Annotated in this window: 13 protein-coding genes; 7 read left to right on the top strand and 6 right to left on the bottom strand. The window is 66.9% G+C overall.

All coding sequences use genetic code 11. The features are described from left to right. Positions 1–249 precede the first annotated feature (249 nt). Entirely contained in the window at positions 250–696 is a 447-nt protein-coding gene (locus H7841_01245) for a hypothetical protein (protein ID MEO5335508.1), read from the bottom strand. 157 nt (positions 697–853) lie between these two features. On the opposite strand from H7841_01245, the gene H7841_01240 reads away from it, so the two are divergent. Then, on the top strand, positions 854–997 hold the full coding sequence (locus tag H7841_01240) for a hypothetical protein (protein ID MEO5335507.1): 144 nt from the start codon (positions 854–856) through the stop codon (positions 995–997). 127 nt (positions 998–1,124) lie between these two features. Here H7841_01240 and rpmE read toward each other — a convergent pair whose 3' ends face one another. Further along, on the bottom strand, positions 1,125–1,346 hold the full coding sequence (rpmE, locus tag H7841_01235) for a 50S ribosomal protein L31 (protein ID MEO5335506.1): 222 nt from the start codon (positions 1,344–1,346) through the stop codon (positions 1,125–1,127). Positions 1,347–1,445: 99 nt separating this feature from the next. On the opposite strand from rpmE, the gene cyaY reads away from it, so the two are divergent. Next, positions 1,446–1,778 carry an iron donor protein CyaY gene (gene cyaY, locus H7841_01230; protein MEO5335505.1) on the top strand — a complete coding sequence of 111 codons (333 nt, stop codon included), beginning with the start codon at positions 1,446–1,448 and terminating at the stop codon, positions 1,776–1,778. On the opposite strand, the gene H7841_01225 is transcribed toward cyaY, so the two are convergent. Beyond that, positions 1,779–2,945: an MFS transporter gene (locus H7841_01225; GenBank protein MEO5335504.1), complete on the bottom strand. Its 1,167-nt coding sequence runs from the start codon at positions 2,943–2,945 to the stop codon at positions 1,779–1,781. Between the two features lie 251 nt (positions 2,946–3,196). Here H7841_01225 and H7841_01220 point away from each other — a divergent pair, with 251 nt between their 5' ends. Further along, a complete protein-coding gene (locus H7841_01220) occupies positions 3,197–3,562 on the top strand; it encodes an ISAs1 family transposase (protein MEO5335503.1) in 366 nt (121 codons plus the stop codon). 16 nt (positions 3,563–3,578) lie between these two features. On the opposite strand, the gene H7841_01215 is transcribed toward H7841_01220, so the two are convergent. Both H7841_01215 and H7841_01210 read right to left on the bottom strand, forming a co-directional pair. Then, positions 3,579–4,496 (bottom strand): diguanylate cyclase, encoded by a 918-nt coding sequence (locus H7841_01215; protein MEO5335502.1) that lies wholly within the window; start codon positions 4,494–4,496, stop codon positions 3,579–3,581. A 46-nt stretch (positions 4,497–4,542) separates the two neighbouring features. After that, positions 4,543–5,346: a M23 family metallopeptidase gene (locus tag H7841_01210; protein MEO5335501.1), complete on the bottom strand. Its 804-nt coding sequence runs from the start codon at positions 5,344–5,346 to the stop codon at positions 4,543–4,545. A 147-nt stretch (positions 5,347–5,493) separates the two neighbouring features. Between H7841_01210 and H7841_01205 the strand changes: the two genes are divergently transcribed. The 3 genes from H7841_01205 (at position 5,494) to H7841_01195 (ending at position 8,809) form a co-directional block, all read left to right on the top strand. After that, the gene (locus H7841_01205; protein MEO5335500.1) at positions 5,494–7,341 is read left to right on the top strand and encodes a thiamine pyrophosphate-dependent enzyme; all 1,848 of its coding nucleotides are present in this window, start codon (positions 5,494–5,496) and stop codon (positions 7,339–7,341) included. A gap of 3 nt (positions 7,342–7,344) precedes the next feature. Further along, positions 7,345–7,965: an indolepyruvate oxidoreductase subunit beta gene (locus tag H7841_01200; GenBank protein MEO5335499.1), complete on the top strand. Its 621-nt coding sequence runs from the start codon at positions 7,345–7,347 to the stop codon at positions 7,963–7,965. 319 nt (positions 7,966–8,284) lie between these two features. Then, a complete protein-coding gene (locus tag H7841_01195) occupies positions 8,285–8,809 on the top strand; it encodes a hypothetical protein (GenBank protein MEO5335498.1) in 525 nt (174 codons plus the stop codon). On the opposite strand, the gene H7841_01190 is transcribed toward H7841_01195, so the two are convergent. Continuing rightward, entirely contained in the window at positions 8,788–9,456 is a 669-nt protein-coding gene (locus tag H7841_01190; protein MEO5335497.1) for a glutathione S-transferase family protein, read from the bottom strand. The genes H7841_01195 and H7841_01190 overlap by 22 nt on opposite strands. A gap of 156 nt (positions 9,457–9,612) precedes the next feature. Between H7841_01190 and H7841_01185 the strand changes: the two genes are divergently transcribed. Then, positions 9,613–10,971, top strand: coding sequence for a diguanylate cyclase (locus H7841_01185; protein MEO5335496.1), 1,359 nt, complete (start codon positions 9,613–9,615; stop codon positions 10,969–10,971). Positions 10,972–11,189: the final 218 nt, after the last annotated feature.

Here is an 11,189-nt window from a genome sequence, read left to right as displayed (position 1 = left end):
GCCGGCGGAGCCGCCGGCTCCCGCTCCCGCTGCCACGCCGCCGGCCGTGCCGACCATGACCCCCCAGGTCAACGTCACGCCTCCGGCTCCCACCCCCGCGCCGGCCCCGATTCGGCGCTGACGGCACCTAGTGGCGCGCTTCACCTTAAGTGAAGGGGGCCACCCAGCCCGAGCGGCGTTTGAGCCAGCCGGAGGCGAAGGCCTCGCGTCGAATCTAGTGGCATCCGTCATTATAGATGACGGGTGCCACTAGTCGTTGCACATCTCGATGCGGACCTCGTGGGCTTCGTCACGGCCGACCAGGCTATCCGCCGCCCGGCCGGCCACCAGCAGGGGCAAGGTTTTAAGAACCCGGTCCGCCAGATCCTTGAGATCGAGGGAAAAGAGATGGCCTTGCCAGGGGGTGACGTCCTCGGGGCCGGCTCGGCGCAGGGTCGCCTCGTAGACGTGGCTGCGGCCGAACAACTTCCTGGGGCCCAGGAATTTGGCCAGGCGGACAGTCCAGAGAACCTGGGCCGGCAGCGGTTCGCGCAGGTCGATGTCGACGGCCAGATCTTCCGACCGGCCGTCGCCCGCCGGCGCCCGCCACGGTGCCACCTCGAAGCCCATGCCGGCCAGCCCTTCCGCCAGGCGGCGGCAGGGCTTGGCCTCCTTGGCGCCGAAGTAGACGCGGGTGTAGGGACCGGAACAACGCATGGCCGGAGGTTACGCAATGACCAGCCCCCGGGCAACCGTCATCCAGAATCCGGTGAATCGGGGTTCCACAGCGGAACTAGGGAGTTTTACCGGATTGCAATATTCCAGAATTCTAATAATTCAAAATGAGCCGCCGCCAATTGAAAGGGAGAAGGACATGACCGCCATGGTTCGCGATTCCAAGGATTTGATGTTGACGATCATCGGCGTGCCCGCCCTGGCCGTGGCTGCGACCCTGGTTGGGGCCTCGCTCTTCGGGTGGGGGATCATCGTGCTGAGTTGGTTCGGCCTGATGCGCTGACGCCGTCCGCGCTCTCGGTTGCCGCCCGCCGCCGGGGCTTGGCCAAGCGGCCAAGCCCTCATATCGCAAACGGAAAGGGCGCCCGGTTGAATCCGGACGCCCACGCGAGTGCTGGCGAAGTGCCGCCTTACTTGATTCCGAAGCTCTTGAACTTCTTGTTGAACTTCGCGAGCTGACCGCCGCTGTCCATCAGGCGATGCACGCCGGTCCAGGCGGGGTGGCTCTTGGAATCGATGTCCAGCTTCATGGTGTCGCCCGGCTTGCCCCAGGTCGAACGGGTGGTGAAAGTGGTCCCATCGGTCATCACGCAGGTGATGTCGTGATAATCGGGGTGGATATCCTGTTTCATGGCTTTGCTCCGGCAACGAAGGGGCCCTATATAGCGAAGCGGCCCCCGCGGTTCAAGCCTCCATTCGCGGGACAGGGAAATGGAAGGACCGATGATCCCATGACTTTGGACGACAGCACCTTCGAGGCCAAGGCCGATGCCACCCTCAATCGCTTGCAGGACGCCATCGAGGAAGCCCTTGGCGACGTCCTGGAGGCGGACCTGCAGGCCGGCATCCTGATCGTCGACCTGGACGTCGGCGGTCAGTACGTGATCAACAAGCACCGTCCCAACCGGCAGATATGGATGTCGTCGCCGAAGAGCGGGGCCAGCCATTTTCAATTCGACACAGCCATCGGCGCCTGGGTCTCGACCCGGGGGACGGCCCGTCTCGAAGAGATGCTGGCGACGGAACTGTCCGCCCTTACCGGCCGGGACTTCGCTCTGCCTTGATCAGGGGTACCCGCGCCGCCACAGACTGAGGACCACGACGATCCCCATCAGAATGGCACCGCCGATATAGGGCCAGTCGGGGCCCAGGTGGGCGAACATCACGCCCGCCCAGGCCGGCCCGGCGACGCGGGCCAGGGTGGAGGCAGAGCGGCTGACCCCCATCACCATGCCCTGGTCCTCGGGCCCCACCTGCAGCGACACCAGGCTGGACAGGGATGGGTTCATGATGCTGAAGCCGCAGGCCAGCACCGCCATGGCGACGACCAACACCGGTACGGTGCCGGCCAAGGGCAGGGTGGCGAGGCCGGCGGCCAGGGCGGCGCCGCCGGCGGTGACCAGACGCGCCTCGCCGTAGCGCCGGGCCAGGCGCCCGATCAGGCCGCCTTGGATCACCGCACCGATCAGGCCGACGCTGGCGAACAGGTAGCCGTTCTGCTCCGGCCCCCAGCCGAACAGCCGCCAGGACCACATGGCGAAGGTGGTCTCCATCCCTGCGAAGACGAAGGTGGAAATGAAAATGAGTGCGATGGAGAAACCGACGCCCGGCCGGGCCAGGGCCTCGCGGAACTGGGCCCAGCGGCCCAGGCGGGCCTTGGCGACGGCGCGACGGCGGATATCGTCGGACAGGGACTCCTTGAGCAGGATGACGGTCAACACCAAGGCCAGCGCCGACAGGGCCGCGGCCGACAGGGCCGGTGTCCGGTAATCGGCGTTAAGCGGATCGGCCCCTGCGAGCAGGCCTCCGATGGCCGGGCCGGCGATGAAGCCAAGACCGAAGGCGGCCCCGATCACCCCCATGCCCTTGGCGCGGTTTTCCGGCGTCGTGATGTCGGCGGCATAGGCGAAAGCGGTCGAGATGTTGCCGGCCATCACGCCCCCCAGGGCGCGGGCGGCGATCAGGCCCCAGAGGGTATCGGCGAATCCCAGCCAGACGTAGGCCAGAGCGGTCCCGGCCAGGGTGACCACCAATACCGGCCGCCGCCCCAGGCGGTCGCTCAGCCGGCCCCAGAAGGGAGCCGCCAGAAATTGGGTGAGGGAATAGGTGGCCATCACCAAGCCGACCACATCCGGGGAGGCCTGATGGTGTTCGGCATAGAAGGGGAGAAGGGGGATGATGATCCCGAACCCCACCAGGTCGATGAACACGATAAGGAACAGGACCGGCATGGGTTCCGTGCGGGACAGGAAAACCGAAGTGGGCGGCAGAGTGGCGCCTCGCCCCCGGCGTTGTCAACCCGAAGGGGTTTTCGAGCCAGGGCATGTGAATGAGTTGGTGACAGGAAGGTAAAGTTCTGAATCGATGGACGGCCTCCGATTCGGCAGGGGAGTTCACCATGGAGATGAACGGGTGGATTACCGAGGGCGTTGGTTTTCTTGAACACTTTCGTGATCTTCCAGACCCTCGACAAGCGGGCAAGGTGGTGTATCCGCTGGACGAGGTTCTGCTGCTCTGCCTGTTGGCGGTGCTGGCAGGGGCGGAAACCTTCACCGATATCGCGCGGTTCGGCACGAAGAAGCTGGAACTGTTGCGGCGCTTCCTGCCCTTTCGCGACGGGACGCCGGCCCACGACCATCTGGACGACATCTTCGCGACGCTGGACGCGGAGAAGTTCCAGCAGTGCTTCGTCGCCTGGGTTGGAGCGCGAACCGGCGTGCCGGCTGATGTGATCGCCATCGACGGCAAGACGGCGCGGGGTTCCGGCCGGAAGAAGGAGGGCAAGGCGGCCATGTATTTTCCGGACTGCGCGGATCGCGAGGGCGCGCCGATGCTTTACTTCCGGTGACGCCGAGCCGGATGTCCTATCCGCTGTCCCCTTCCCCCCATAGCCGCGTGCAATTTCGCCCCGCCTGCTTGGCGGCATACATGGCGGCATCGGCGTGCTCGACGGCGGCCTGCACGGTTTCCTGCGGGTTCAGTTCGGCGATGCCGAAGGACGCCGTCACCTTCAGCACCGGGCCCCGGTCCAGGGGCACCGCATGGCGGGCGAGACCCCGGCGCAGGCGTTCGACGATGCGCTTGGCCTGGTCGGGCAGGGTGTTGGGCAGCAGCAGAAGGAATTCCTCGCCGCCGTAGCGGTAGAGTTGGTCGTACTTGCGCAGGTGGTTTTGCAGGAACCGCGCGGCGGCCTGCAGCACCACATCGCCCGCCTGGTGGCCGTGGGTGTCGTTGACCGCCTTGAAACGGTCCAGGTCCGCCATGACCACGCAACCGGTATCGCCCGTGCGGCGGATGCGTTCCAGTTCCTGTTCCAGGCGCGGCAGCATGGCGTAGCGGTTGGCGATGCCGGTCAAAGGATCGAAATAGCGCAGCATCTCGCGTGGCTGGACGAACATGGCGCGCAGCGTGCGCTTGAATTCGTCCACGGCGCCGGCGAAGCGGCGGTAGTCCGCGGGCTTGATATCCTTGCCCTTGTCTACCGCCTTGGCCAGGCGCCGGGCTTCCTTGTGCAACGCCCGGTGCAAGCGGCCTACCTCGCCGAACAGGGGATGGAGCTTCAGGTAGGCGTTGGCCCCCCGGTAGTACCAGCGCCCGAATTCGCCTTGCAGGTGCCCGTCCTCGCGCAATTCGCCCTTGCCGGGGTCCTTGCGGCAGACCAGCATTTCCTGGAAGCGGCCCAGCCAGCGCCGGTGGGCGTCCAGGGCGGCTTCCAGTTCGGAAACCACCTCGCGGGCTTCGGCGAAGGTCAATTGCAGGAAAGGGACATCCTCGGGACGCATGGCACCTCGCGATCATCTCCCGAGAATGCAGGATTTTCACGCCGGATCAAGGGGGCCCGTCGCGCCTTGCCGGACAGGCGAAGGGCCAGACCAGCCGCGTTCCCGCCGGCACCGGAGCGCCGTCCGGTCCGCGGTAGGGCAGGACGACGATCCGTTCCGCTTCCGGGAAGGCGAGAACGGCATCGCTGTCCAGCGCCTTGCCGAAATAGATCGCCAGGGGGTCGATGAACCGTCCGCCCACCGGGATCGCGGAACGGCCGGTCGTCGAGTATTCGGCGGTCGGACCCAGGTAGACGGTCAGGTGCAGGTGGGCGTAGCCCTGGGCGCCATAGTGCCCGCCGACCGTACCGGTCCGGCCGCAGGCCCCGATCGGCTGGCCAGCCGTCACCTTGGCGCCGATTTCCAGTTCCGGCATGTCCGCCAGATGCTGGTATGCGGAATATAGCCAGACCGGATGGCCGGTGTCCTCGGGCCGGTGCCGGAAGACCACGCGGTTGCCCACCATCCGTCCGCCCGCCACCTTGTGGACCAGGGTGCCGTCCGCGATGACCAGCAGCGGCGCACCTTCCTCGGGACAGGAGATGTCCATGCCGCTGTGCAGGCCGCCATAGGCCTGGAAAGGTCTGCGGCTACCGTCGTAGCGGGTCTCCGAACCGAAGGGGGAGGATATCTCGGGACAGGCGGCCTCGCGCGGATAGACCGCCTTCAGCCCGGTGGCGACCAGCCCCCGTTCGCGCAGCGTTTCGGGCGGCGCCCCGGGCGAAAACGGCGATCCGCCTTCGTCCCCGGACGCCGCCAGGGCCGGCGGGGCCAGTAGGAGCAGAACCGGCCAGCAACGCAGGAGGCTCATTCCCATGGCACCTCGCGATCGTCTCCCGAGGATGCCAAATTTTCGCGTCGGATCAAAGGGGTTCCGCTCCTCTCGAGGAAACGTTTGCGTCCCGAACGATTTTCCGGTTTTCTCGGGCATCCGCCCCGCTCGACGAGGAATAAGCCCGTGAACGTGATCGCCAAGCCCGACACCCCGACCCGGCAGCTGATGTCCGGCAACGAGGCCATCGCCCGTGCCGTCTGGGAGGCCGGCTGCCGCGTCGCCGCCGCCTATCCCGGCACGCCGTCGACCGAAATCCTGGAGAACCTCGCCCGCTACAAGGACATCCACGCCAACTGGGCGACCAACGAGAAAACCTCGCTGGAGATCGTCATCGGCGCCTCGGTGGCGGGCAGCCGGGCTTTCTCGGCCATGAAGCACGTGGGCATGAACGTGGCTTCCGACGCCCTGATGAGCCAGACCCTGGCCGGGGTGGGCGGCGGGCTGGTGATCGCCATCGCCGACGACGTGGGGCTGTCGTCTTCCCAGAACGAACAGGATTCCCGGTTCTGGGGCCGCTTCGGCCATCTGCCGATCCTGGAACCTTCCGATTCCCAGGAAGCCTACGAGATGGTCAAGGCGGCCTTCGATCTGTCGGAACGTTTCGAATGCCCGGTCATCGTCCGCCTCACCACCCGCATCTGCCACGTCAAGGGGCTGGTGACCGTCGGCGCCCGCGAGGAGCGGCCGTCGCAAGGTTTCCGCCACGATTCGGCGCGCTGGGTCCTGGTGCCGGCCAATGCCAAGCGCCGTCTGGCGGCCCAGTTCGAACGCGACGCCAGGCTTTTGGCCCTGGCCGAGGACAGTCCGTTCAATCGCGTCGATGAGGGCAAGGACAAGCGCATCGGCTTCGTCGCCTCGGGCCCGGCCTACATGCACGTCAAGGAAGCCTTCCCCGACGCGCCCGTCCTCAAGCTGGGCCTCACCTGTCCGGTGCCGGTGGAAACCGTCCGCGCCTTCGCCGGGACGGTGAAGGCCCTGGTGGTGGCCGAGGAAACCGAGCCGCTGGTGGAAAGGGACCTGAAGGCCGCCGGCATCGCCTGTCACGGCAAGGACATCCTGCCCCGGTCCGGCGAACTGTCGCCCGCCATCCTGCTGCCGGCCGTCAAGGCCCTGCTGGGCGAGCCCTGGGAGCCCCAGGCGACGCTGCAGCCCCAGGTCTTTCCGCGCCCGCCCACCATGTGCGTGGGCTGCCCGCACCTGCCCGCCTACTACTGCCTGTCGCGCCTGCGCCGCCAGGTCAACATCGCGGGCGACATCGGCTGCTACACCCTGGGCGCCGGCCAACCCTGGAACGCCCTGGACACCACCACCTGCATGGGCGCTTCCATGGGCATGGCGCTCGGCATGGACCTGGGCCGGGCGGAAGCCGACAAGGACAAGGCGGTCATCGGCGTGATCGGCGATTCGACCTTCCTGCACATGGGCATGCAGGGCCTGATCGACATCGCCTACAACAAGGGCAACGTCACCATCCTGATCCTCGACAATTCGGCGGCCGGCATGACCGGCGGCCAGGATCACGCGGGGACCGGCCGCGATGCCGGCGGCCAGGACGCGCCGCGGGTCGACTTCCGCAAGCTGGTGGAGGCCTTGGGCGTCAAGGCGGAACGCATCCATGTCGTCGACCCCTACGAGATGCCGACCCTCTACAAGCATCTGAGAGAGGAAATCGCGATCCCCGAGCCTTCGGTCATCATCACCCAGCGGCCCTGTGTGCTGATCGACCGCTTCCACCGCGATCCGCCCTTCAAGGTGGTCGAGGAAACCTGCACCGGCTGCAGCAACTGCCTGAACGTGGGCTGCCCGGCCATCCATGTCACCCGGCGGGCCAGCGAGACCAGGCCGAGCGGCAAGGTGGTCGAGAAGTCCTGGGTGCGCATCGATACCGCGGCCTGCACCGGCTGCGGGCTTTGTCCCAAGACCTGCGGGCCCAAGGCCATCCTGCCGGCCCGCGAATCCTTGGAGTCCTGAGCCATGGCGAAACGGAAGGCTACGGAAACCGTCACCAACATCCTGGTCTGCGGCATCGGCGGCCAGGGCGTGATGACCGCGTCCGAGGTCCTGGCCCAGGCGGCGCTGCGCTTGGGCTACGACGTCAAGAAGACCGAGGTCGCCGGCATGGCCCAGCGGGGTGGGGTGGTGACCTCGCATGTGCGCTTCGGGCCCAAGGTGCTGTCGCCCGCCATCCCGGCCGGCGAAGCCGACCTGCTGGTGGGGTTCGAGCCCGCCGAGGCGCTACGCTGGTGCGGCCAGTTGCGCCCGACCGGCATCGCCATGGTCAACGTGACCCGCCAGGTGCCGCCGGTGGTCAACCTGGGCCTGTTCGACTACCCGGCCGCCCCGGTGGCCGAAATGCGCGAAGCCGGCATCGCGGTCTACGACTTCGACGCCGGGGCCATCGCCCGCGACCTGGGCGAGACGCGCATGGTCAACACCGTCATGCTGGGGGCGATTGCCGACCACCTGCCGTTTCCGGCCGGCGCCCTGAAGGACATCATCGTGGAACGGTTCCGGGAACGCAAACCCGCCCTGGCCGATTTGAACGAACGAGCCTTCGAGGCCGGCCGCCAGGCGGCGGCCAAGGCCAAGGGGTGAACTCAGGCCCAGACATCGACCAGCCGACCGCGGAAACCGTAGGCGTTTCGTTGCGGGGCGTAGCCCAGTAGATTCGTTTCGGGACTATTCCGCCGATGGCGGACGGCGGAGCCGGACGACGTCCCATCGGCGGCAGCCGTCTGCTTGGCGGCGGGCTTGGCCGCAACCGCGGGAAACGGCGCGGGCTTAGGTTGAACTGGACCGACCATCGCGATTCGCCATCCTTTCGAATCGCCATCATGGTCCTACCGGAACGTTTCGGCAGTGACCCCCGCCACGGGGCTTGTGACCGTGGACACAATCCCTTAGCCTCCTCGCCATGACCCACCAGCTTGTCTTTCTTTCCCGCAGGGCTTTCGAGGTGCCCGCCGGCCAGGCCGCGATCCGGCCGGGCGACGGCGTCGTCGGCATGAAGTTGCGCCAGATGGCCAAGGATTTCGTGCGCCACTACCTGCTGCCCCTGGAGCCGCTCCCGGCCGAAGGCCTCAAGCTGGTCTACCTGGACCCCGAGGACGATCTGATCGATTGCGGGGGCCCGGTGCGCCTTTCGTTGGGCGATGCGCGCCCGCCCGCCGCCGATACCCGCCCGGCCGTTTTCCGCAACGCCCGCGGCACCTTTCTCGCCGCCGAACAGGCAGCCCGCGCCTACACCATGTCGGAGGCGCAACGCTTCTACAAGGCGGAATGCTTCGTCGACCTCGCCAGCTGCGAGGCGCTGTCCCGCCAGGACCGGAACATTTCGGCCGTCTTCCCCGACTGGCGGGTGGAAGGCATGGGCACGGCCGACGGCATCATGCCCTTGGAACGGGTGCTCAGCGCCTATCAGAAATCCAGGTCGGCGTAATGTCTCGCCGGCGGGGCGCCGGCGATGCTGTCGCGCAGCAGGGTGCGGAAGCTGGGGCGCGACTTGACGCGGGCGTACCAGTCCTTGGCCTCCGGATGGTCGTCCCAGGGCACGTCGCCTAGATAATCGATGCAAGACAGGTGCGCCGCCGCCGCCAGATCGGCCAGCGACAAGGCCTCGCCGGCCAGCCATTTGCGGCGGTCGACCAGGAAGCCGATATAATCCAGGTGGTAGCGGATGTTGGCGTGTCCCGCGCGAATAGCCCGCGAATCGGGCTCCCCCAGCTTCAGGAAGCGCTTGAGGATCTTCTCGCCCACCAGGTTTTCCGTCACCTCGCGATTGAACTTCTGGTCGAACCATGCGGCCAGACGGCGGATTTCCGCCCTTTCCGGCGGCGAGCCGGCGATCAGGACGGGGTCAGGGGCGATCTCCTCCAGATATTCGCAGATCGCGGCGTGATCGGCGAGGGCCGCACCGTCCGGTTCTACCAATACCGGCACCTCGCCGGCCGGGTTGAGGGCAAGAAAGCGCTCGTCGCGGTCCCAGACGTTCTCGACGCGCATTTCGAACTCCAGGCGCTTTTCCTGTAGAACGAGCCGCACTTTGCGGCAGTGGGGCGACAGCCAAAGGTGATGGAGAACGCGCATGATGGGGGTCCGTTGAACAGGGCCGGACTGTAGTTCTCTCGCGCCGGCTTTGCAAGTCTGCATGGAATCCGTTGCCATCCGGTAAACCCCAAAGCATAATCCGGGCAACAACAACCAATACGCCGAAACAGGGCTGGTTCGAGGGAGACTGCGGTTATGTTGCCGCGCTTGACGCGCAAGGCCTTCCGGGACCTTGCGATCTGGATGGTCGGATTCGGCCTGGTGGCCGGAATCGCCTTCCCCTTTTTCGTCATGATGCTGGGCGTCGCCCGCGAGCAGACGCTGACGCCCATGTTCTTCGCCGCGACCCTGGTGGCCGGACTGATGGTGGGGGCGGTGAATTTCGGCTTGGCCCACTTGGTCTTCCGGCCCCGCCTGCGCCTGCTGTCGACCCGCATGCGGACGGTGGAAACGGCGTTGCGCGAAGCCATCTTCACCGGCGACGCCAGCCAGTGCGATACCGAGACCTGCCTGATCCCGGTCGATTCCCACGACGAAATCGGCGAATCGGCGCGCTCCTTCAACGAGCTGGTGGCGACCCTCACGCGGGCCCGCGAGGTGGAAAACGCGGTCCGCACCTTTTCGCGGGCCCTGTCGTCCCACCTGGACTTCAATCCCCTGACCCAGGCGGCGCTCGACATGCTGCTGGAACACACGGGCGCGGCGGCGGGCGCCATTCTAGCGGAAATCGACGGCGACCTGCGCACGGTGGCCAACCATGGCCTCCGCGATACCGAGAGCCTGGCGGGCAGCGATCACGTGCGGCGCGCCCTGCGGCTAGGCGAGTCCCAGCACCTGAAGCTGCCGCCCGACGTTCACGTGGAAGGGGCGCTGACCGATTTCCGCCCGCGCGAGGTCCTGGTGGTACCCATCGAATACAACCAGGTCAACTTCGGGGTGGCGATCCTTGCCACCACCCATACCTTCGCCGCCGACATCGTGCGGCTGCTGGCCCTGTTCGGCCAGGGCATGGGGCTGGCGCTGCACAATTCCATGGCTCACGACCGCCTGCAGCGCTTGGCCGCCATCGATCCCATGACCGGGCTCTACAACCGGCGCTTCGGCCAGACCCGCCTGCGCGAGGAATTCACCCGCGCCATGCGCCAGGGCGGCGACCTGGGGCTCCTGATCTTCGACATCGATCATTTCAAGAAGGTCAACGACACCTACGGCCACCTGGTGGGCGACCGGGTGCTGGTGCGGGTGACCGAAGCGGCGCGCCGCGCCTTCCGCGAGGGGGACATCCTGGTGCGCTACGGCGGCGAGGAATTCTACGCCATCATGCCCGGCGCCTCGTTGAAGGACGTGCGCGAGATCGGCGAACGCCTGCGCCATATCGTCCAGGACACCATCGTCAAGGACGGCGACCAGGAATTGAAGGTGACGATCAGCGTCGGCGTCACCGCCTTCCCGCCCCTGCAGGCCGAGGACGAGGAGGCCCTGGTGCGGCGTGCCGACGAGGCGCTCTATCAAGCCAAGCGCAACGGCCGCAACCAAGTGCAAGTGGGGACCTGAGAAAGGGGACCGCCGGAGAACCGGCCGGCGCGCGTTCCGTTCCGCGTTCCAGGGCGCCAAGGTCCTTGCAATCGCCGTTTGGCCGCGCTATTGCTGCGCGCGGCGAAAGGAGCGGGCGATGGACGCACGCGGACATCACGTCGGACGGATCGCAGGGCGCGGGGATGGTATCCCGGCGGTGGCCGCTTTCTTCGCCAAGACCACCACCACCACGACGA

Origin of the sequence: Magnetospirillum sp. WYHS-4 (assembly GCA_039908345.1) — a bacterium.
In the GTDB taxonomy this organism is placed as follows: domain Bacteria; phylum Pseudomonadota; class Alphaproteobacteria; order Rhodospirillales; family GLO-3; genus JAMOBD01.
The sequence above is the reverse complement of the archived record's forward strand: the minus strand, read 5'-3'. Positions and strand labels throughout refer to the sequence as shown.